This is a genomic window from Mycobacteroides sp. PCS013 (assembly GCF_049532645.1).
In the GTDB taxonomy this organism is placed as follows: Bacteria; Actinomycetota; Actinomycetes; order Mycobacteriales; family Mycobacteriaceae; genus Mycobacterium; species Mycobacterium gwanakae.
The window spans coordinates 810,781-831,249 of sequence record NZ_CP150131.1; the positions used below are offsets into that span (position 1 = coordinate 810,781).

The following is a 20,469-nucleotide window of genomic DNA, read 5'->3' on the forward strand; positions in this document are numbered from 1 at the left end:
ATCGCGCGGGTTCCAGGCTTGGTGCCCACCGTCTGATTCGTATGGGATACTGAGTGTGGGCCACGGCACTTCGACCCCAATAGGGGCCGGCCGGAAACCCGAATGACGACACGGCGAGCGCGATTACCATTGCAGCACGTCAAGCCATCATTCCAGCCAGGCACTGGGTGGGTTCGGAACTGCGGCATCGCAGCTACGGATCGCTCGGAGCAAGACCCCCACAAACCCGGACCTAGCCCGGGTACATAGAGAGAAAAGCCCTCGCGTGGCCGCGTCTGAAGGACGCGCCCGGGGGCTTGAGGAGAATAAGTGGCCGATTATGAGCTACCAGAAGACCTACACACCAGCGCTCCAGAAGGGGACAACGCCGCGCTAGCGCCGGACACCCCGCAAGCCCCTGCTGAGCAGGGAGAATTACCCGAGAAGCTGAGGGTGCACACCCTGGCGCGCGTGCTCGGGACCTCCACCCGCCGTGTGCTCGACGCGCTGTCCAAGCTGGACGGGCGCGCCCGCAGCCCCCATTCGAACGTCGACAAGCAGGACGCCGCGAAGGTTCGTGAGGCGCTTGCCGGCGAGGCGGAGCCGACCGCTGCCGCGGAGACCGTGGCACCGGCACAGACCGAGGCCCCGGCGAAGGTTGTCGCCGAAAGCCCGGCCGAGGACCCCGACAACCCGCCGACCGCGCCGATCCTTGTCGCGGAGCCGACCATCATCGAGGCTGCGGCAGTACCGGCACCGGCGACCGCGGGACCCACCGCGTACGACTACGGGCCGCTCTTCGTGGCCCCGCAGGCTCCCGAGCCGCAGGAGGATCGCCACGCGTCCGCCGTAGCGGCGAGCGCCGAGGACGTCGATGAGGACTCCGGCGACGGAGACGATCCCGAGGCCGAGGGCGACGGTGACCGTCCGGCCAACCGGCGCAGGCGGCGCGGACGTCGCGGGCGCGGACGCGGCCGTGGTGAGCAGGCCGGTGGCGACGGTTCCGACGAATCCGCGGAGGACTCCGCAGCCGAGGGTGGCGAGAGCGCCGACGACGAGGACGCTGCCGAGAACGCTGATGGCGATGTCGCTGCGGCAGACGGCGATGAATCGAGTGCCGAGGATGGCGACACGCCCGAGGGGGCGAGCCGTCGGCGGCGTCGCCGGCGCCGGCGTAAGGCCGGAAGTGGTGACGAGGGTGACAGCGCATCGGAAGACGATCCGCCGAACACCGTGGTGCATGAGCGCAAGCCCCGCGCCGAGCGAGGCGACGAGATTCAGGGTATTTCCGGGTCCACCCGCCTGGAGGCCAAGCGTCAGCGCCGCCGCGACGGGCGGGATGCCGGACGGCGCCGCCCACCGATCCTGACCGAGGCGGAGTTCCTGGCCCGGCGTGAGGCCGTCGACCGGGTGATGGTGGTTCGGGACAAGACCCGTACCGAGTCGCCGCACGAGGGCGCCCGGTATACACAGATCGCCGTCCTGGAGGACGGTGTGCTCGTCGAGCACTTCGTGACGTCGGCCGCGTCCGCCTCGCTGGTGGGCAACATCTACCTCGGTGTGGTGCAGAACGTACTTCCCTCGATGGAGGCTGCCTTCGTCGACATCGGCCGTGGTCGCAACGGCGTGCTGTACGCCGGTGAGGTCAACTGGGACGCTGCCGGTCTGGGCGGTTCGAACCGCAAGATCGAACAGGCACTCAAGTCGGGCGACTACGTCCTGGTCCAGGTCAGCAAGGACCCGGTGGGGCACAAGGGCGCCCGACTGACCACCCAGATCTCGCTGGCGGGTCGCTACCTGGTGTACGTGCCGGGTGCGTCCTCGACCGGAATCAGCCGCAAGCTCCCGGACACCGAACGGCAGCGTCTCAAGGAGATCCTGCGCGATATCGTCCCCTCGGATGCCGGCGTCATCATTCGCACCGCATCAGAAGGTGTGCGCGAAGAGGATATTCGCGCCGACGTGCAGCGGCTGCAAGAACAGTGGCAGGGCATCGAGCAGAGCTCGGCGGACCTTTCCGCTAAAGCATCCGGTGCCGCCATGGCGCTCTACGAAGAGCCCGATGTACTGGTCAAGGTGGTCCGCGACCTGTTCAACGAGGACTTCTCCAAGCTCATCATCGAAGGTGATGCGGCGTGGGAAACCATCGACGAATACGTGAAAACCGTTGCTCCAGATCTTCTTTCGCGTATCAACCGGTATGAGCCCGCCGACGGTCCGGATGTCTTCGCGGTGCACCGCATCGACGAGCAGCTGGCCAAGGCGCTTGACCGCAAGGTGTGGTTGCCCTCCGGCGGCACGCTCGTCATCGACCGCACCGAGGCCATGACGGTTGTCGACGTCAACACCGGAAAGTTCACGGGTGCCGGCGGCAACCTGGAGGAGACGGTCACCCGTAACAACCTGGAAGCGGCCGAGGAAACCGTTCGGCAATTGCGACTGCGCGACGTCGGCGGGATCGTCGTCATCGACTTCATCGACATGGTGCTCGAATCGAACCGGGATCTGGTGCTTCGGCGCCTGACCGAGGCGCTGGGCCGCGATCGCACCCGCCACCAGGTGTCGGAAGTGACATCGCTGGGCCTGGTGCAGCTGACTCGTAAGAAACTCGGCACGGGCCTCATCGAGGCGTTCTCGTCGACCTGCGCGCACTGCGCGGGGCGCGGCATCGTGCTGCATGTCGACCCGGTCGATAACGCCGGCACCGCCGCTACCGGCGCCAAGAAGCCTGAGACCGGGCGGCGTGCCAAGCGTTCCCGCAAGGGCAAGGCGGATGAGCCCGAAGTAGTGGTCGCCCGCACCCCACCGCACCCGCAGGGCGAGCACCCGATGTTCAAGGCGATGGCGGCGGCGAACGGCCACCACGAGGACGACGAAGAGGGCGTCTCGGCGGAGGACGTGCCGGATAACGACGTGATCGACGAGGTCGACGAGATTGTCGAGATCGTCCAGAGCGCGCCGACTCCGGGCGACCCGGAAACGACGCCCGAGCCCGCCGACGGTGACGTCGCGCAGGACACCGAGGCCGTAGACGTGCCCGAGGTTTCTTCCGAAGACTCAGATGAGCCCGCGGTGGCCGAAGCCGAACCCGAGCCCGCTGCCAAGGCGCCCGCCCGGCCCCGGCGCAGGCGGTCCGCCGCGCGTGCGGCCGGGCCTCCGGTCGAGCACTAGGCCCGGCCTGCGACTACTTGCAGCGTTCCCGGAAATCGCCGAGGGGCTGACGGATCTCCTGTAAATCCGCCTTGACCTGCGGATTTTCGTCGAGGTACTGCCGTGCCTTGTCGCGGACCTGGTCCTTGGGCTGACCCTTGAGACTTGTGAAGAACTCGTTCACGTCGGGGTGTGTGAACAGGTATGTCGACGTGGCCGCCGATACCCCCGTTGCGACACCTGCCATGTCGGCGGCGGTGCAGTTGGGTGGATCGGCCGCGGCGATGGCGGGTCCGCTCAGCGCCAGCGCGGCGACCCCGCCGAGTACCACCACGGCTGCCCTGCCCGCGGTCCATGCTGTCATCGTGACTCCTCTGCAATCGAATTCTTCACTGCGAGAACAATATTGATCAACGTGGACCGACGATGCCGCCTCCTCCGCCACCGCCTCCCGGTCGGCCGGGGCGCCCGAAATCGGGCGGTGGCGACGGATTGACGGTGGGGGGTCTGTATTCGGATCCGAGGATGACGTCCATTCCCCAGTTGTCGCAGTACCAGTCGTTTTCGCAGGGGTAGGGGACATACGGCGTCGACGAGGTGGTGCTGCCACCGCCGCGCACATCGCCTTGTGCGCACAAGGTGGTGCCGTTGGCGTTCACGCAGTCGGCGGTGGAGGGCGGTGCCGCGGTCAGGCTCAACACGGGCAGGGCTGCGACCAGGGCGGCCGAGAGATAGCGCCGGATCATGCGCACCGTCGTTACCTCCGCACTCAGAGGAGCTGATCGCCGGCTGACCTATAGGGTTGATCAGCGACGTCCCGGGCTCGGTGAGGTGAGTGTAGTGCCGATCACGGCTCGTGAGAGTGCGAACGGGTTGCGAGAGTGCCGCACGGAGGGTGTCGGTTTGACCCTTAGCCCGCTGGTCACGTAGCCTTGAGCAGTTGTCACGAGGCTTCCGGCCCGCGGCATGTGGCCCAGTGGAACAACCGAGCGGGCCCGCCCCACGATCCAGATGCGTCAGCCGACCTGGTTGCGCGCGTCCGAACAGCAGAGCAGAGGTAGACGCAACGATGGCGACCTACGCAATCGTCAAGACCGGCGGCAAGCAGTACAAGGTTGCCGTTGGTGACCTGGTCAAGGTCGAGAAGATCGAGTCGGAGCCCGGCTCCTCGGTGCAGCTGCCCGTCGCCCTGGTCGTGGACGGCGCCACCGTCACCACCGACGCCGACAAGCTGGCCAAGGTCTCGGTGACCGGCGAGATCGTCGAGCACACCAAGGGCCCGAAGATCCGCATCCACAAGTTCAAGAACAAGACCGGCTACCACAAGCGGCAGGGTCACCGTCAGCGGCTGACCGTGCTCAAGGTCACCGGAATCAAGTAGGAGCGTCTGACACATGGCACACAAGAAGGGCGCGTCCAGCTCGCGCAACGGTCGTGACTCCGCCGCACAGCGGCTCGGCGTCAAGCGGTTCGGTGGCCAGCTCGTCAAGGCCGGCGAGATCCTGGTCCGTCAGCGCGGCACCCACTTCCACCCCGGCGTGAATGTCGGGCGTGGCGGCGATGACACCCTGTTCGCGACCTCCGCGGGCACCGTCGAGTTCGGCGCACGCCGTGGTCGCCGGGTCGTCAACATCCTCCCGGTCGACGCTTAATTGGTGTTCTGTGTTCGGTGTATGACCGGACGCAGGACAGTGTGAAGGAGGCTTCATGCCTCGTTTTGTTGACCGCGTTGTCATCCATGCCAAGGCAGGTACCGGTGGTCACGGCTGCGCTTCGGTGCACCGTGAGAAGTTCAAACCACTCGGCGGGCCTGATGGCGGTAACGGCGGTCGCGGCGGCAGCGTAATTCTGGAAGTGGACCCGCAGGTGCATACCCTGCTGGACTTCCACTTTCATCCGCACGTGCAGGCACCCAACGGCTCGCAGGGCATGGGTGGCCACCGCAGCGGCGCCAACGGCGACGACCTGATCCTCAAGGTGCCCGACGGCACCGTGGTGCTCGACGATGACGGCCGTATCCTCGCCGACTTGGTCGGGGCCGGTACACGTTTCGACGCGGTCGCCGGTGGCCGGGGCGGGTTGGGGAACGCCGCATTGGCGTCCCGGGCCCGCAAGGCCCCCGGATTTGCCCTGCTCGGTGAGGCCGGTGCCGAAGCCGATCTCACCCTCGAACTGAAAACCGTCGCCGATGTCGGGCTGGTCGGATTTCCGTCGGCCGGTAAGTCCTCGCTGGTCTCGGTCCTTTCTGCGGCCAAGCCAAAGATCGCCGACTATCCGTTCACGACATTGGTGCCCAACCTGGGCGTGGTCACCACCGGCGAGCACTCCTTTGTGATGGCCGATGTCCCCGGCTTGATTCCCGGCGCTGCCGACGGGCGCGGACTGGGTCTGGAGTTCCTGCGGCACATCGAGCGCTGCGCAGTGCTGGTTCATGTCGTCGACTGCGCGACACTGGAGCCGGGCCGCGACCCCGTCTCCGATATCGACGCCCTGGAAAATGAGTTGGCGCGGTACCAGCCGACGTTGCAAGCTGATTCTGTGCTGGGTGATCTGGCCGACCGGCCTCGCGCGGTGGTGCTCAACAAGGTTGACGTGCCCGAAGCTGCTGAGCTTGCCGACTTCGTCACCGAAGAGGTCTCCAAGCGTGGTTGGCCGGTGTTCAAGGTGTCCACGCTGACCCGTGATGGATTGCGTCCGTTGACCTTCGCGCTGTGGGAGATGATCGAGGCGGCTCGCGCGGCACAGCCCGCGCCGGTGAAGACCCGCCCCGTCATTCGGCCCATCCCGGTCGACGAGAGTGGCTTCTCGGTGACTCCCGACCCGCAGAACCCCGGTGGGTTCGTGGTCCGAGGAGTGCGCCCCGAGCGTTGGATCCGTCAGACCAACTTCGAAAACGACGAGGCCGTCGGCTATCTCGGTGACCGGCTGGCACGCCTGGGAGTGGAAGACAAGCTGCTCAAGCTGGGGGCACAGCCCGGCTGCGCGGTGACCATCGGCGATATGACCTTTGACTGGGAGCCACAGACCCCGGCGGGTGTCGATGTGACCATGAGTGGGCGCGGCACCGATGCCCGTATCGACAAGACCGACCGTGTGGGCGCGGCCGAGCGCCGACAGGCCCGGAGGGTACGCCGCGGGCAGGTGGAGCCGGAGTGACCACAGGTGTGCACGCGCGCCAGGCAATTCAGGCGGCACGCACCGTCGTGGTGAAGGTCGGCACCGCTGCCCTCACCGATGCGACCGGAACATTCAGTGCCGACCGGATGGAATACCTCGTCGAGGCCATCGAGGGCCGGATGAAGGCCGGATCCGATGTGGTGATCGTCTCTTCGGGAGCCATCGCGGCCGGCATGGTTCCGCTTGGACTGACCAAGCGCCCAACAGATCTGGCGACCAAACAGGCGGCGGCCAGCGCGGGACAGGTTGCGCTCATCAGTGCCTGGAGCGCGGCGTTCGCGCGCTATCAGCGCACCGTGGGCCAGGTGCTGTTGACGGCACACGACATTTCGATGCGCGTACATCACACCAACGCGCAGCGCACGCTCGACAAGCTGCGCGCGCTGCACGCGGTCGCTGTCGTGAACGAGAACGACACCGTGGCCACCAACGAGATTCGCTTCGGTGACAACGATCGGCTGTCGGCGCTCGTCGCCCATCTCGTGGGTGCCGACGCGCTCATCTTGCTCTCCGATATCGACGGGCTTTACGACTCTGATCCTCGAAAGGGGAACGCCCGCTTCATTTCTGAGGTGGCCGATCCGGAAGATCTGGACGGTGTGATCGCCGGGCCGGGTGGTTCCCGTGGCACCGGGGGAATGGCCTCGAAACTCTCCTCGGCGTTACTGGCCGCCGACGCCGGTGTCCCGGTGCTGCTGGCTTCGGCGACGGAGGCGGCGGCCGCGTTGGGGGACGGCTCCTGCGGAACGGTCTTCGCCGCGCGACCGCAACGCATGTCGTCGCGCAAGTTCTGGGTGCGGTACGCGGCCGAGGCGACCGGATCGCTGACCCTGGACGAGGGCGCCGTACGCGCGGTGGTGGCCTCACGACGTTCGTTGCTGCCCGCCGGGATCACCGAGGTATCCGGGCGCTTCCACGGCGGCGATGTCGTCGAACTTCGCGATGCCGAGGGCGCCATGGTCGGCCGTGGCGTGGTGGCCTATGACGCGGCCGAATTGGCGACCATGCTGGGCCGATCCAGCGGTGAGCTGCCCGAGGACCTGCGGCGCCCGGCCGTACACGCCGACGACCTCGTCACCTGAGCGCTTCGCGCATTTGCTCGAAAGAGTGGCGCATCGCAACCGCGCCTGATAGAACTTGTCAGCTGGTTCACAGCTTGGGGAGGCTATCGATGGCTAGGCGATTCACCGGATTCGTGAGTGCGGTGGCACTCGTGCTTGGAGTGCTGAGCCCGCCGGCAGTTGCCGCCGCGACATCGACGGACGAAAGCCAGATCCGGCAGGTTGTCGCCGCCGAGCTGACCGCGCTGCGGGCGCTCGATCCTGCCGCCTACGCGCAGAGTTTCTGCGCCGAGCACCGCGACGCATACGAAGCGTGGATGCAACGCAACATCACGCCGCCGCCCTTTGAGGACCTTGAGGGCGCCAACTCGAAGCGTCTGACGTCGGTGCTGCGCAAGAACTTCCCGTCGGTGTCGGATGCCGCGATCAATGCTTTCGTCGAAGCCGTTGCCGACGGCGACCGCGACGCGTATCACCGGACGTGGCTGGGGATTCTTCGGGAAGAGTTCTCCCACTACTCCTATCGGGTGCGACAGGTGGAGATCACCGGCGACCAGGCGGACGTGACGGTTCAAGCCAGATTGGGCAGGGCCTCGGGCACGGTCCAATGGCAGTTCCTTCGCGAGGACGGCGACTGGAAGGACTGCACGGCGCCTCCCGCGGAATCCGACTCGGCGGTGCCGTCATTGAAGGGCGAAGCGCCCCAAGGGCTTCTCGGTGCGATCGACGATGTGCGTGCCGCGGGATAGGGACGAGAAAATTCCAGATCGGAGGACAATGATCGTGTCAAGGAGCGTCTTCACATGGTTGGCCGCGTTTTTCGTAGCCATCGGGCTGGTCGCACAGACCGCGGTCGCAAGTGCCGCGCCGGCCGATGAGACCGAGATCCGGGATGTCACCGCCGGACGGCTTTCGGCATTGCAGGCGGTAGATGCGATCCAGTACGCGTCGTACTTCTGCGCCGATGTCCGGGACAAGATCGAATCGAATTGGGAGCAGTCCTTCACCCCGCCAGAGGTCGGCCGGCTGGAGGGGGCCAACCTCAAGAAGCTGCGCGCGAAGGTTCACGAGGTGTTCCCGCTCGCCTCGGATACCGCCGTCGAGGACTTTGTGACCGCGGTGGACAACCAGGACCAGCAGGCGCTGTCGGCGGCCTGGCACCGTTTCTGGGTGGAGACCTTCGCGCACCTGACCTTCAAGGTCAGCAAGGTGACGGTGACCGGCGATACCGCCAAGGCGACCATCGCGTTCCGTAACACCATTGGACGCGGGAACGAGCCGAGGAAGTTCGTGCACGAGGACGGCTTCTGGAAGGACTGCACACCCGAAGCGACGCAGACTGAGACGGCGATCGGTAACGACGAGCCTCTGCTGGAGGCTCTGACCGGCGCCGAGGGCTAAGAAGCTCCCGCTCGGCCGGGGCGCCCATGAGCACGATCCGCGCACCGTATTCACTGGTAAGTTTGCTCGGTGAGGGTGCACGAGCTGATCTGTACTGATAGAAATTAGCTCGGAGACGAGTGGGCGATACGAGCGAGGGTTGTCATGGTTTGCCGGAGATGGACCGGAGCGGTGCTGTTGGTGGCACTGTTGTTCGGTGGTGTGGGGTGTACGCAAACGGTGGACGGAGACGGTCAGCCCAACGCTGAGGCGCTCGCGACCGCGCGCGACGAGAATCAGATCAAGGCGCTGATTGCGCAGCAGAACACCTACACCGCCAGCTTCGACTTCGCGAAGCTGGCCGAGACCAAGTGCGCCAAGTATCGGGATGCGACCGCCCAGAGCGGACCGCCCATCCCGCCCATGAGCGAAATCGCACCGCCTGAGATCGCCACGGTGCCCGGTGCGGGCGATGCGTTGCGGGGGTTGCTGGCCCAGAAGTTCCCGACGGTGCCGCAAGACGTCATCAACGCCGTGGTCGACAGCCTCGTCGCCCAGGATGAGCAGGCGTATCAAGCGGCGATGCGCAATCTGCTGAAATCGCTCATCACCGTCAAGGTCACCGATGTCCAGAACATCGAAATCAAGGGCGACCAGGCCACCGCAGACATCACGATCACCACCACCTCCGGGAACAAGACACCTTCCGAGGAGAAGCAGACCGTCAAGTACGTCAAGGAAGACGGAAAGTGGCTGGACTGCGCGCCGCCGACCGGCGGTGCCTAGCCCACACGTAACGGACCCGGTGTCCTGCGGCGATAACGTCATGAAGTACTGCCAACCAGGGGAGGGAACCGTGAAGCGCACGCTCGTCGTCACCGCAGCGGCTGCCGCACTGGCAACTTTCGTCGTTCCCATTGCCGACGCGGCACCCAACCGCGACGCGGTGACAGAACATGTGCGGGCCTGGGAAAAGGCCTACAACGATGTCGACACCAACAAGATCGGCGACCTGACCTGCGATAAGTATCGCGATCGCGAAATGGCGAACAACGAGTCGCGAATCCCCACGTGGGACGACTTCGTCAAGCCGTCGGACCTGTGCGCCAAGTTCCCCAAGCTCTCGCAAGGGACCCTCGATCAGCTGCTCGACGCCGCCAAGCGCAAGGACGCCGCCGCCTTCCGGCAGGCATCGGTGCAGGTAGTGCGCGAGAACGCGCACCTGACAGTCACCAACATCGACAAGGTCAACGTCATCGAGGCCAAGAACGCGACGGCGACGGTGACCACGTCGTCGGTGTGGGGCAGCGACGCGCCCAAGACCACCACCTCCGACTGGTATCTGACCTACGAGCGTGACGCCTGGCGCTACTGCAACCCCGTGCTGACGGTCCGCTGATTCAGGCCCCCTTGAGCGACAGCTCGATCCTGGCGGCCGACGGCGCGCAGTTCCCGGCGCCTGAGCGCAGGGTGGCAAGCGCACCGGCCACATTGGCCCGGCGCAGCGCCGTCTCGGCTCCGTGCGGCCACCAGGCCGCCAGCACACCGGCGAACACATCGCCGGCGCCGGTGGTGTCCAGGGGGCGCACCGGATACGACGGAACCGTGATCTCACCCTGAGGGCTGCGGTAGCGCGATCCCTCGTCGCCCAGGGTGGTCACCAGGTGCCGCGACGGGTACAGCCAGGATTTGGCCTCGGTCTCGTTGACGACGACCACGCTCGCACGAAAGGCCAGCTCGGCCAGGTCCGGGGAGCGCACAGGGGCTGGCGAGGCGTTGAGTACGAATTGCTTTCCGGCCTCGGCGGCCCACCGCGCCGCTGTCAGCGCGACCTGCACCGGGATCTCCAGCTGGCACAGCAACACATCGTGCGAACAGATGATGTCCTTGTGCAGCTTCTCATCCAAGGTGAACGCGCTGTTGGCGCCGGGTGCCACCACGATGCTGTTCTCGCCGGAGTCCTCCACGGTGATGGCGGCCATTCCGCTGGGCCCGTCGACCTCGACGAGCCCGTCTAGGCCAATGTTGTTGTCTGCCAGGTGAGATCGCAGCATTGGTGCGGCACCGTCAGAGCCCACGGCGCCGATGAACTGCACCGAGGCGCCCGCGCGCGCCGCGGCGACGGCTTGATTGGCGCCCTTACCGCCCGGGGCGGGCAGGGCCGACGTCGCCAGCACCGTCGCGCCCGGGGCGGGCAGCTCCTCCACCCGCAACGTCAAATCCATGTTGACGCTGCCGAGGACACATACCGTGGCTAACTCAGTCACCCGACTAGGCTAGTCCTGGCGCAGCTACATTTCGGGCACCCGGATACCCTGACACGATGAGCGTTTCAACCAACGAGTTGGCCGCACCCACGGCGGACGTCTCCGGCGTCGCCACGGATCTGCGCGCGGACGTTCATGATGCCGCCCGGCGGGCACGGGTCGCGGCCCGCGACCTGGCCAGGCTGACCGCCGATACCAAGAATTCCGCACTGCTGGCGGCGGCCGACGCGATCGTGGGCGCCACCGCCTCGATCATCGCGGCCAATGCCGATGACCTGCGGCGCGCACGCGATGCCGGTATCGGTGAGGCCATGCTTGATCGGCTCGCGCTGGACGATCGCCGGATCGTCGGTATTGCCGAGGGACTGCGTCAGGTCGCGGGCCTGCCGGACCCCGTCGGCGAGGTGCTGCGGGGCTCCACCCGGCCCAATGGATTGCGGCTGCGTCAGGTCAGAGTGCCGCTCGGGGTGGTCGGCATGGTCTACGAAGGGCGCCCGAACGTCACGGTCGACGCATTCGGCTTGACGCTCAAGTCGGGCAACGCGGTGCTGCTGCGTGGCAGCTCCTCGGCCGCAACCTCCAATACCGAACTCGTGCGGGTGCTGCGTGAATCGCTGATCGCCAGTGGGCTGCCCGCCGATACCGTGCAGCTGCTCGACAGCCGGGACCGGGCGACGGTGACCCACCTCATCCAGGCCCGCGGCCTTGTCGACGTGGTGATTCCGCGCGGCGGAGCGGGTCTCATCGATGCCGTGGTCCGTGACGCGCAGGTGCCCACCATCGAAACCGGGGTCGGTAACTGCCACGTGTACGTGCATGCCGATGCCGATCTCGACCTGGCCGAGCGCATCCTGTTGAACTCCAAGACCCGTCGGCCCAGCGTGTGCAACGCCGCGGAGACGCTTCTGATCGACCGGACCATCGCCGAGGTCGCGGTGCCGCGACTGGTCGGCGCACTGCAGGCCGCCGGAGTCACGGTTCACGCCGATCTTGCGGTACCGGGTGTCGTTCCGGTGACGGCGGAGGACTTCGACACCGAATACCTGTCCCTGGATATCGCGGCCGCCGTCGTCGATGACCTTGACGCTGCGATCCGTCACATCGAGCGGCATTCCAGCGGCCACACCGACGCCATCGTCACCGCGAATCTTGGTGCGGCCCAGGAGTTCACCGACCGTGTCGATAGCGCGGCCGTGATGGTCAACGCCTCCACCGCGTTCACCGATGGCGAGCAGTTCGGGTTCGGTGCCGAGATCGGCATCTCCACCCAGAAGTTGCATGCCCGTGGCCCCATGGGGCTGCCCGAACTGACCACCACCAAGTGGATCGTCCTCGGAGACGGTCAGATCCGCCCCGCCTAACACCTGGAGTACGAGTGGACCGAACGCAGACCGCGCCGATGTTCAGCAGCATCGACGACGTGACCGCCCGGCTGGCCGAGACCGGATACCTTGCCGACACTGCCACGGCGACAGCGGTATTCCTTGCCGACCGGCTCGGCAAGCCACTCCTGGTGGAGGGCCCCGCGGGTGTCGGCAAGACCGAATTGGCCAGGGCGGTGGCACAAACCACCGGCTCGGGTCTGGTACGTCTGCAGTGCTACGAGGGTGTCGACGAGGCACGTGCCCTGTACGAGTGGAACCACGCCAAGCAGATTCTGCGTATCCAGGCCGGATCCGGTGACTGGGATGAGACCAAGACCGATGTCTTCGCCGAGGAGTTCCTGCTTTCACGGCCGCTGTTGACGGCGATCCGCCGCGAGGATCCGACGGTTCTGCTCATCGACGAGACCGACAAGGCCGATATCGAGATCGAGGGCCTGCTCTTGGAGGTGCTCAGCGACTTCGCCGTCACGGTTCCCGAACTGGGCACCATCAAGGCCAGCAGGCAGCCCTTCGTGCTGCTGACCTCCAACGCCACCCGCGAGCTTTCCGAGGCCCTCAAGCGGCGCTGCTTGTTCCTGCATATCGACTTTCCCGATGCCGAACTGGAGCGGCGCATCCTGCTCAAGAGGGTGCCCGAGCTGCCGGCCGCGCTGGCCGAGGAGCTGGTGCGCATCATCGGTGTGCTGCGCAACATGCAGCTCAAGAAGGTCCCCTCGGTGGCCGAGACCATCGACTGGGGGCGCACCATCCTGGCGCTCGGCCTGGACACCCTCGACGACGCCGTCATCGCGTCGACGCTCGGCGTGATTCTCAAACATCACTCCGACCAGCAGCGGGCCGCGGGAGAGCTGAGGCTGAACTGATGAGCGCTCGAGCGAACAAGAGACGGCACTAATGCCCGCGCGTAAGCCCGCGAAGGTGGTGCTGCCCCTGGCGCCGCACGGTCTGCCGGGTCACCTGGTGGGTTTCGTGGAAGCGTTACGCGAACAAGGCATCTCGGTAGGTCCGTCGGAGACGGTGGACGCGGGCCGAGTCATGACGGTGCTGGGGCTGCAGAGCCGCACGGAACTGCGCGAAGGGCTGGCATGCGCGGTGCTGCGCCGCGCCGATCACCGGCCCACATTCGATGTGTTGTTCGACCTGTGGTTTCCGCCCGCGCTCGGTGCCCGTTTCGTCGAGGTCGACGACGACAGCATTGATATTCAGGACATCGATCAGGTGCGTGATCAGCTCGTGGACCTGTTGGCCTCCGATGCCGGCGACCTGCCACTGAATTCGTTGATCGCGCAGATCGTGGAGGCTTACGGCAAGTACAACTCCACCCGGGGAACGTCGTACTCGGCGTACCAGGCCATGAAGTCGCTGTCCCTGGACCAGATCGAGGCCAAGCTGCTGCTGGGCCTGCTCGGCAGTGCCGACGATGCATCACCCTCGGATGAAGCCGTCGCGAAAGCGATTGCCAAACAACGTATCTCGAAGGTGCGTCAGCTCGTCGAGGCGGAGACCAAGCGTCGCACCGCCGAACAGCTGGGGCGCGAGCGCGTGACCGCATACGGGGTGCCGCAACTGGCGGAGAACGTGGAGTTCCTGCGGGCTTCGGGGGAGCAGTTGCGCAACATGCGCCGAGTGGTGCACCCGTTGGCACGGATGCTGGCCAGCCGGCTGGCGGCACGGCGCCGGCGTGCGCACACCGGTCAGATCGATCTGCGCCGCACCCTGCGTAAGTCCATGTCCACCGGCGGTGTGCCCATCGATGTCGTGCAGAAGAAGCCACGCCCGGCGCGGCCCGAGCTGGTAGTGCTGTGCGATGTGTCCGGGTCGGTGGCAGGGTTTTCGCATTTCACGCTGCTTCTCGTGCACGCATTGCGTCAGCAGTTCTCGCGGGTGCGTGTCTTCGCGTTCATCGACACCACCGACGAGGTGACCCACCTGTTCACCCCCGATACCGACCTGGCCGAGGCCATTGTGCGGATCACCCGGGAGGCCCAGGTGTTCACCGGCGACGGGCATAGCGACTATGGGCACGCGTTCAAGACGTTTGTCGAGAAGTTCCCGACGGTCCTTTCCCCGCGCAGTGCGTTGCTCATCCTGGGGGACGCACGCACCAACTACCGCAATCCGGCCGTCGAGGTGCTCTCGACGATGGTTTCTGCCAGCCGGCACGCCCATTGGCTCAACCCCGAGCCCAAGAACCACTGGGGAACCGGTGATTCGGCCGCCACGCGGTACCAGGACGCCATCGCCATGCACGAATGCCGATCGGCCAAGCAGCTGGCCACGGTGATCGACAACCTGCTGCCGGTCTAGCCCCGGTCGTTGGTCCAGTAAGCTGGCAATTCGTGCAATCTGACCCCGACGTTCCTGGCGCAAGCGGCTCAGTGCAGCGGCGCCGGCTCGGGGTGATGGGCGGGACATTCGATCCCATCCACAATGGTCACTTGGTTGCCGCCAGCGAGGTCGCCGACCGATTCGAGCTCGACGAGGTCATCTTCGTGCCGACGGGTCAGCCGTGGCAGAAGCAGGGGCGCAAGGTCAGCGCCGCCGAGCACCGGTATCTGATGACCGTCATCGCCACGGCGTCGAATCCGCGGTTCACCGTCAGCCGGGCCGATATCGACCGGGGCGGCGCGACCTACACCGTCGATACGCTAATCGATCTGCGTGACGCGCATCCCGATGCGGACCTGTACTTCATCACCGGTGCGGATGCGTTGGCCTCGATCCTGTCGTGGGAGAACTGGGAGCAGCTGTTCACCTTGGCCAAGTTCATCGGTGTCAGTCGGCCAGGGTACGAACTGAGCTCCGATCACATCGCCCATGCCGAGCTGCCGCCCGACGGGCTCTCGCTCGTCGAGGTGCCCGCGCTCGCCATTTCGTCGACCGACTGCAGAATCCGGGCTGGGCAGGCTCGCCCGATCTGGTACCTGGTGCCCGACGGCGTGGTGCAGTACGTCGCCAAACATCGCCTTTACGGCGGAAACAAGGAAGATCGAGGAGTCCACGCATGACCGCCGCAACAGACGCCGTTGAGCTGGCGACGCTGGCCGCACAGGCCGCCGCCTCCAAGCTCGCCACCGACGTCGTCGTCATAGACGTCTCCGAACAGTTGGTCATCACCGACTGTTTCGTCATCGCATCCGCCTCCAACGAGCGTCAGGTGAACGCGATCGTCGACCAGGTCGAGGAGGTGCTGCGCCGGGCCGGACAGAAGCCGGTGCGCCGCGAAGGTGGCCGCGAGGGGCGCTGGACACTCCTGGACTATGTGGACGTGGTGGTGCATGTCCAGCATGAAGACGAACGTAATTACTATGCACTGGAACGGCTTTGGCGTGACTGCCCGACCATTGCGGTGGACCTGGACGCGTTGCCGGCGGATCTTTCCGTCGATGGCGACGCCGACGCGGAGGACGGCGCATGATCCGCCGGTTGGTGTTACTGCGGCACGGGCAAACGACCTTCAACGCCGATAGCCGAATGCAGGGGCAGCTGGATACCGGACTTTCGGATCTGGGCCGGGCGCAGGCGGTGGCCGCGGCCGAGGTGCTGGCCAAGAGGCTCCCGCTGGTGATTGTGTCCTCGGATCTGCAGCGGGCGTACGACACCGCGACGGCCCTCGCGGACCGCTGCCATGTGGGGGTATCCGTCGATGAGAGGCTGCGCGAAACACATCTCGGCGATTGGCAGGGCCTGACCCATCACGAGGTCGACGCCATTGCCCCCGGTGCCCGGGCTGAGTGGCGCGATGACGCGACGCTGGCACCGCACGGCGGCGAGAGCCGCATCGATGTGGCCAATCGCAGCGTGCCCCTAGTAGCCGAACTTGTTGAGTCGGTGACGGAATGGGGAACAGACGAGCGCGATCACCCGGTGGTTCTTGTCGCTCACGGTGGTCTGATCGCTGCACTGACCGCCGCACTGCTGCGGCTGGACGTCAGCAATTGGCCGGTGCTCGGCGGGATGGGCAATGCGAGCTGGGTTCAGCTGGGCGGACATTCGGCCGACGGCGCCGGATTCGAGGACATCCGGTGGCGCCTGGATGTGTGGAACGCCTCGGCGCAGGTGACCAATGACGTCCTCTGACGAAGGTGCAGGGCGTAAGAAGCTACTGATCTTCGCGGACTCGTTGTCCTATTACGGGCCCACCGGGGGCCTACCCGCGGACGACCCCAGAATTTGGCCCAATATCGTTGGGCGGTATCTCGATTGGGATGTCGAACTGATCGCGCGCATCGGCTGGACCTGCCGGGATGTGTGGTGGGCGGCCATCCAGGACCCACGCGCGTGGGCGGCGGTCCCGCATGCCGGGGCCGTCATCTTTGCGACTAGCGGCATGGATTCCCTGCCGTCCCCACTCCCGACGGCGCTGCGCGAGTCGATCAGACTGATCCGTCCACCGCGGCTGCGGAGCTGGGTCCGGGACGGTTATGGCTGGTTGCAGCCGCGGCTTTCACCGATCGCGCGGGTGGCGCTGCCACCCAAGCTCACCGTGGAGTATCTCGAAAAGACCCGTGGTGCACTCGATTTCAATCGCCCCGGGCTGCCCATGATCGCCTCGCTGCCATCGGTGCACATCGCCGAGTCGTACGGTCGTGTGCACTCCGGCAGGGAAGCCACCGCGACCGCGATCCAGACCTGGGCGGCCGAACACGAGCTGCCCGTGGTGGACCTCAAGGAGGCCGTCGGCGAGGAGATCTTCTCAGGCCGGGGAAACCCGGACGGGATCCACTGGAACTTTGTCGCACATGAGCGCGTTGCCGAATTGATGATCAACGCATTGCGGAGTGTGCTGCCCGAGCTTGGGGTTCGGTGACCCATGCCGGTCGTGGTGGTGACGGATTCAGGGGCGCGACTGCAGCCGCAAGATGCCGGCATGCTGGGTATTCGGCTAGTGCCGTTGCACGTGTTGACCGGTGAGCAGGATCTGCGCGACGGTGTGGATCCCATCCCCGCCTCGGTGTACGAGAAGGGCCGTGCCACCACCGCGGGTGCGTCGCCCGCCGAGCTCAGCGAGGTGTATCGGCAGGCCCTGATCGACAGCGGCGGTGACGGCGTGGTCGCGGTCCATCTATCCGGCAGACTGTCCAGCACATTCGAGGCTGCCGAACAGGCCGCCCGTGAGTACGGCGATCGCGTGCATGTCGTTGATTCGCGGTCGGCCGCGATGGGCAGTGGTTTCGTCGCGCTGGCCGCGGCGCGGGCCGCGGCGGCCGGTGCCGATCTGAGTGCGGCATACCAGGCGGCACGGGATGCGGTCGGGCGCAGTCGATGCGTGATGGTGGTGCACAAGCTGGATCATCTGCGGCGTAGCGGGCGTATCAGCGCCACCTCGTCGTGGTTGGGTACCGCGCTGGCGCTCAAGCCGGTGCTGCAGATCGACGATGACGGCAAGCTGGTGCTGGCGCAGCGTGTTCGCACCGCCACCAAGGCGATCGGGGCGATGGTCGACAACATCGTCGAGTTCGTGGGGGAGCGCCGTGTCTCGGTGACGATCCACCATGTCGACAACACCGAAACCGCGGAGAAGGTCAACGAGCTGGTGTGCTCGCGATTACTCACCGCTCATGATCCGGTGATCTCGGAGATGGGGCCGGTGCTGGCGGTGCATGTGGGCCCTGGTGCCGTCGGGGTGTGCGCCGAACCTGTGGATTGACGCCGTCCGGTTTCCACAGTTCCGTATTCATCCACAGATCGCGGGTCGTCTCTGTCCGGATGCCGTCGCGCTTTCTAGCGTCGAGATATGGATTCCGAGCTGCTGCACCGACGCCTCGCACCGCCCGGGCGCGAGTCCGATGACGATGACGACGACGTGGGGGCGGCGACAGGTGCGGAACCGGATTCCGCGTTGCGTTGGCTTCCGGATTCACTGACGACAGACGGTGCGCGGAGTTGGCTGGAGTCTGTCCGTACCGACCCTGGTCGTGCCGGGGTCGTTGCCCTGGGCGCCATCGGCGTGCTGGCAGTGCTGGTCACCGTCTTCACCGTGATGCGTCAGCCGCCGCCTCCGGTGAGTGCGCATCTGCCTCCGGTGCAACCGGTTTCATCGAGTTCTGTGTCGGCACCCAGTTCATTGGTCATCAGTGTGGCCGGTTTGGTGACAAGACCGGGTCTGGTGACGTTGACCAGTGGCGCGCGGGTCGCCGACGCGGTGACGGCGGCCGGCGGGGCGGCCGACGGCGCCGATATCGTGACGCTGAACATGGCTCGGCCGGTTGCCGATGGCGACCAGATAGTGGTCGGCCTGGCCCCGGCGCCCGGTCAGCCCGCGGGGATGGCGAGTTCCATCATCGCCGCCGGGCAATCGCCGTCGGCGGGTAGCGCAGCCAGCGGGGCGGCACCGCCGGGGCGGGTAAACCTCAACACGGCAACGGAATCCGAGCTGGATGAGTTGCCCGGCGTGGGGCCGGTCATGGCGGCGTCGATTGTGCGGTGGCGATCCGAGCATGGCAAGTTCACCAGCATCGATCAGCTCTCGGAAGTAGACGGGATAGGCCCCTCGCGTCTGGACAAGCTGCGCGCCCTCGTCGTGCTGTGACTCGAACCAATCCGGTGAACGAGGTTCACCCCGAAGACACCGTCCTGGATCTGCGGCTGGTACCTCCCGCGCTCGCCGCTTGGGCGGCGACCGCCGCGGGAATCATGTGGCCAATAGGGTATTTCAGTGCTGCCGTACTGGGAGTCGGGGCACTCGCGGTGCACGTGTCCCGCCACCGCCTGAACAAGGCCCTCGCCGGTGCGGCGCTCGTCGTCCTGATTGCCGGTGTTGGATTCTCGGTGGCTGCGGCCATACGGCGCGACGGAGTGCAGAGCCATCCTTTGCGCTCGCGCGTGGGAGATGTTGTGGCGGTGCAGCTGCGGGTCTCCGATGACCCGAGGTCGATCGCCGGGGGACGGGCGATGCTGCGCGCCGACCTTGTCGCACTGGGGGATCCCGCACTGCCGAGCACCGGTCCGGTGGTCGTCTTCGGGTCGGTGTCGCTACTGGGTGCGATGGCGGTCGGCGACACGGTGCAGCTGCGTGCGGTGGTCACGCGCCCCACCCGCCGTGACCTGACTGTCGCGATGCTCAACGCCACGGGAGAGCCCAGGGTTATCGATCGCTCACCAATTCATGGGGCGGCCAATGGTGTTCGCGATCGATTTGTCGAGGTGGCGCGAACTGTACTGCCCGCCGACCAAGCCGCATTGCTGCCGGCCCTCGTGCTCGGGGACACCGGTGCGCTCGACGCGGGCACCGTGGCGATGTTCCGGACATCGGGACTCACCCATCTGATGGCGGTATCCGGGGCCAACGTGTCGATCGTGTGCGGGGCCATGCTGCTGCTGGGACGGCTGATCGGGCTGCGTGCCTCGGTGGTGTTGGCGGGGCTCGTCCTGGTCGGCTTCGTCATCCTCGTCAGGCCCTCACCGAGTGTGTTACGTGCCGCGGTGATGGGTGCCATCGGGCTGCTCGGCGTGTTGACCGCGCGGCGCCGACAGGCGATACCCGCCTTGGCCGCAACGACTTTGATTCTGCTGACCCTGTCGCCCGGTCTTGCCGTCGATATCGGTTTTGCCCTGTCGGTGGTCGCCACGGCCGCATTGGTGGTGTTGGCGCCGCGCTGGTCGCTACGTCTGACCGCGCGGGGCTGGCCCAAGCCCTTGGCCGACGCGTTGTGCATCGCGGTGGCCGCACAGGTGGTTACCGCACCGCTGATCGCCGCGATATCGGGAAGCGTCAGTGTGGCATCCATCGCGGCGAATCTGGTCGCCGGGTGCGTGATCGCGCCCATCACCATCCTCGGCACCGCAGCTGCGGGGCTTGCCGTCATCTCACCGCCGACCGCAGGTGTGCTACTGCGGTTTTGTGGCCCGGAACTATGGTGGCTGCTGCGCGTCGCCGATTACGCGGCCGCGGGTGGGTCGACAGCGGTTCCGGTGCCCTCGGGAGCGGTTGGATTCGTTATGGTTGCTGTGCTGCTTGGTATTTCGGTATGGCTGTGGCGCCGAAGGTGGTTTCGAGGGTTGGCCTGGTCCGCAGCGCTGTGCGTATTCGCGTTGGTTATCTCGGCAAGATTGTCGGGTTGAGGGTCG

General features: G+C 66.3%; 22 protein-coding genes. 19 read left to right on the forward strand and 3 right to left on the reverse strand.

The features are described from left to right. Positions 1-309: 309 nt before the first annotated feature. Positions 310-3,150 carry a translation initiation factor IF-2 N-terminal domain-containing protein gene (locus tag RHO23_RS03990; protein ID WP_423488692.1) on the forward strand — a complete coding sequence of 947 codons (2,841 nt, stop codon included), beginning with the start codon at positions 310-312 and terminating at the stop codon, positions 3,148-3,150. A gap of 13 nt (positions 3,151-3,163) precedes the next feature. On the opposite strand, the gene RHO23_RS03995 is transcribed toward RHO23_RS03990, so the two are convergent. Beyond that, complete coding sequence (locus RHO23_RS03995; RefSeq protein ID WP_064408344.1) at positions 3,164-3,493, reverse strand: heme-binding protein; 330 nt, start codon at positions 3,491-3,493, stop codon at positions 3,164-3,166. Positions 3,494-3,539: 46 nt separating this feature from the next. After that, positions 3,540-3,881, reverse strand: coding sequence for a hypothetical protein (locus RHO23_RS04000; RefSeq protein WP_064408346.1), 342 nt, complete (start codon positions 3,879-3,881; stop codon positions 3,540-3,542). A 317-nt stretch (positions 3,882-4,198) separates the two neighbouring features. On the opposite strand from RHO23_RS04000, the gene rplU reads away from it, so the two are divergent. From rplU to RHO23_RS04040, 8 genes are all read left to right on the forward strand, one after another. Continuing rightward, positions 4,199-4,510: a 50S ribosomal protein L21 gene (rplU, locus tag RHO23_RS04005; protein WP_030095128.1), complete on the forward strand. Its 312-nt coding sequence runs from the start codon at positions 4,199-4,201 to the stop codon at positions 4,508-4,510. 13 nt (positions 4,511-4,523) lie between these two features. Continuing rightward, entirely contained in the window at positions 4,524-4,781 is a 258-nt protein-coding gene (gene rpmA, locus RHO23_RS04010; protein ID WP_030095129.1) for a 50S ribosomal protein L27, read from the forward strand. Positions 4,782-4,836: 55 nt separating this feature from the next. Beyond that, positions 4,837-6,285: a GTPase ObgE gene (gene obgE / locus RHO23_RS04015; RefSeq protein WP_030095130.1), complete on the forward strand. Its 1,449-nt coding sequence runs from the start codon at positions 4,837-4,839 to the stop codon at positions 6,283-6,285. Next, complete coding sequence (proB, locus tag RHO23_RS04020) at positions 6,282-7,388, forward strand: glutamate 5-kinase (protein WP_057968525.1); 1,107 nt, start codon at positions 6,282-6,284, stop codon at positions 7,386-7,388. Before obgE ends, proB begins: the two co-directional genes overlap by 4 nt. Before the next feature lie 89 nt (positions 7,389-7,477). Beyond that, positions 7,478-8,116, forward strand: a complete 639-nt coding sequence (locus RHO23_RS04025; protein WP_064408348.1) for a hypothetical protein — start codon at positions 7,478-7,480, stop codon at positions 8,114-8,116. A 28-nt stretch (positions 8,117-8,144) separates the two neighbouring features. Then, positions 8,145-8,768: a hypothetical protein gene (locus RHO23_RS04030; RefSeq protein WP_423488693.1), complete on the forward strand. Its 624-nt coding sequence runs from the start codon at positions 8,145-8,147 to the stop codon at positions 8,766-8,768. Between the two features lie 171 nt (positions 8,769-8,939). Then, entirely contained in the window at positions 8,940-9,533 is a 594-nt protein-coding gene (locus RHO23_RS04035) for a hypothetical protein (protein WP_070916352.1), read from the forward strand. Between the two features lie 70 nt (positions 9,534-9,603). Next, complete coding sequence (locus tag RHO23_RS04040; RefSeq protein WP_423488694.1) at positions 9,604-10,146, forward strand: hypothetical protein; 543 nt, start codon at positions 9,604-9,606, stop codon at positions 10,144-10,146. A 1-nt stretch (position 10,147) separates the two neighbouring features. Here the strand turns inward: RHO23_RS04040 and RHO23_RS04045 are convergent, their stop codons facing one another. Further along, positions 10,148-11,014 carry a ribokinase gene (locus RHO23_RS04045; RefSeq protein ID WP_075874199.1) on the reverse strand — a complete coding sequence of 289 codons (867 nt, stop codon included), beginning with the start codon at positions 11,012-11,014 and terminating at the stop codon, positions 10,148-10,150. A 56-nt stretch (positions 11,015-11,070) separates the two neighbouring features. On the opposite strand from RHO23_RS04045, the gene RHO23_RS04050 reads away from it, so the two are divergent. The 10 genes from RHO23_RS04050 to RHO23_RS04095 all read left to right on the forward strand — a co-directional run bounded on the left by RHO23_RS04050 (position 11,071) and on the right by RHO23_RS04095 (position 20,463). Beyond that, positions 11,071-12,375 carry a glutamate-5-semialdehyde dehydrogenase gene (locus RHO23_RS04050; RefSeq protein ID WP_057964968.1) on the forward strand — a complete coding sequence of 435 codons (1,305 nt, stop codon included), beginning with the start codon at positions 11,071-11,073 and terminating at the stop codon, positions 12,373-12,375. A 38-nt stretch (positions 12,376-12,413) separates the two neighbouring features. Continuing rightward, positions 12,414-13,262 (forward strand): AAA family ATPase, encoded by an 849-nt coding sequence (locus RHO23_RS04055; protein ID WP_044104601.1) that lies wholly within the window; start codon positions 12,414-12,416, stop codon positions 13,260-13,262. 31 nt (positions 13,263-13,293) lie between these two features. Next, positions 13,294-14,706 (forward strand): vWA domain-containing protein, encoded by a 1,413-nt coding sequence (locus RHO23_RS04060; protein WP_064408358.1) that lies wholly within the window; start codon positions 13,294-13,296, stop codon positions 14,704-14,706. Positions 14,707-14,801: 95 nt separating this feature from the next. Further along, a complete protein-coding gene (gene nadD, locus RHO23_RS04065; RefSeq protein WP_057965165.1) occupies positions 14,802-15,407 on the forward strand; it encodes a nicotinate-nucleotide adenylyltransferase in 606 nt (201 codons plus the stop codon). Then, positions 15,404-15,817, forward strand: coding sequence for a ribosome silencing factor (rsfS, locus tag RHO23_RS04070; RefSeq protein ID WP_030095141.1), 414 nt, complete (start codon positions 15,404-15,406; stop codon positions 15,815-15,817). The genes nadD and rsfS overlap by 4 nt, the downstream gene beginning before the upstream one ends. Further along, positions 15,814-16,479 carry a glucosyl-3-phosphoglycerate phosphatase gene (gene gpgP, locus RHO23_RS04075; protein ID WP_057964966.1) on the forward strand — a complete coding sequence of 222 codons (666 nt, stop codon included), beginning with the start codon at positions 15,814-15,816 and terminating at the stop codon, positions 16,477-16,479. The genes rsfS and gpgP overlap by 4 nt, the downstream gene beginning before the upstream one ends. Further along, entirely contained in the window at positions 16,466-17,209 is a 744-nt protein-coding gene (octT, locus tag RHO23_RS04080) for a diglucosylglycerate octanoyltransferase (protein ID WP_030095143.1), read from the forward strand. The genes gpgP and octT overlap by 14 nt, the downstream gene beginning before the upstream one ends. Before the next feature lie 3 nt (positions 17,210-17,212). Next, positions 17,213-18,049, forward strand: a complete 837-nt coding sequence (locus tag RHO23_RS04085; protein ID WP_030095144.1) for a DegV family protein — start codon at positions 17,213-17,215, stop codon at positions 18,047-18,049. 87 nt (positions 18,050-18,136) lie between these two features. Further along, positions 18,137-18,931, forward strand: a complete 795-nt coding sequence (locus RHO23_RS04090) for a ComEA family DNA-binding protein (RefSeq protein WP_064408360.1) — start codon at positions 18,137-18,139, stop codon at positions 18,929-18,931. Between the two features lie 104 nt (positions 18,932-19,035). Next, a complete protein-coding gene (locus RHO23_RS04095; protein ID WP_423489165.1) occupies positions 19,036-20,463 on the forward strand; it encodes a ComEC/Rec2 family competence protein in 1,428 nt (475 codons plus the stop codon). Positions 20,464-20,469 lie beyond the last annotated feature (6 nt).

Coding starts and splice junctions, on each gene's coding strand:
- RHO23_RS04085 (WP_030095144.1), top strand. CDS start 17,213: ATGCCGGTCGTGGTGGTGACGGATTCAGGGGCGCGACTGCAGCCGCAA.
- obgE (WP_030095130.1), top strand. CDS start 4,837: ATGCCTCGTTTTGTTGACCGCGTTGTCATCCATGCCAAGGCAGGTACC.
- RHO23_RS04050 (WP_057964968.1), top strand. CDS start 11,071: ATGAGCGTTTCAACCAACGAGTTGGCCGCACCCACGGCGGACGTCTCC.
- RHO23_RS04060 (WP_064408358.1), top strand. CDS start 13,294: ATGCCCGCGCGTAAGCCCGCGAAGGTGGTGCTGCCCCTGGCGCCGCAC.
- RHO23_RS04030 (WP_423488693.1), top strand. CDS start 8,145: ATGATCGTGTCAAGGAGCGTCTTCACATGGTTGGCCGCGTTTTTCGTA.
- RHO23_RS04025 (WP_064408348.1), top strand. CDS start 7,478: ATGGCTAGGCGATTCACCGGATTCGTGAGTGCGGTGGCACTCGTGCTT.
- gpgP (WP_057964966.1), top strand. CDS start 15,814: ATGATCCGCCGGTTGGTGTTACTGCGGCACGGGCAAACGACCTTCAAC.
- rsfS (WP_030095141.1), top strand. CDS start 15,404: ATGACCGCCGCAACAGACGCCGTTGAGCTGGCGACGCTGGCCGCACAG.
- RHO23_RS04055 (WP_044104601.1), top strand. CDS start 12,414: ATGTTCAGCAGCATCGACGACGTGACCGCCCGGCTGGCCGAGACCGGA.
- rplU (WP_030095128.1), top strand. CDS start 4,199: ATGGCGACCTACGCAATCGTCAAGACCGGCGGCAAGCAGTACAAGGTT.
- RHO23_RS04090 (WP_064408360.1), top strand. CDS start 18,137: ATGGATTCCGAGCTGCTGCACCGACGCCTCGCACCGCCCGGGCGCGAG.
- RHO23_RS03995 (WP_064408344.1), bottom strand. CDS start 3,493: ATGACAGCATGGACCGCGGGCAGGGCAGCCGTGGTGGTACTCGGCGGG.
- rpmA (WP_030095129.1), top strand. CDS start 4,524: ATGGCACACAAGAAGGGCGCGTCCAGCTCGCGCAACGGTCGTGACTCC.
- RHO23_RS04095 (WP_423489165.1), top strand. CDS start 19,036: ATGTGGCCAATAGGGTATTTCAGTGCTGCCGTACTGGGAGTCGGGGCA.
- octT (WP_030095143.1), top strand. CDS start 16,466: ATGACGTCCTCTGACGAAGGTGCAGGGCGTAAGAAGCTACTGATCTTC.
- nadD (WP_057965165.1), top strand. CDS start 14,802: ATGGGCGGGACATTCGATCCCATCCACAATGGTCACTTGGTTGCCGCC.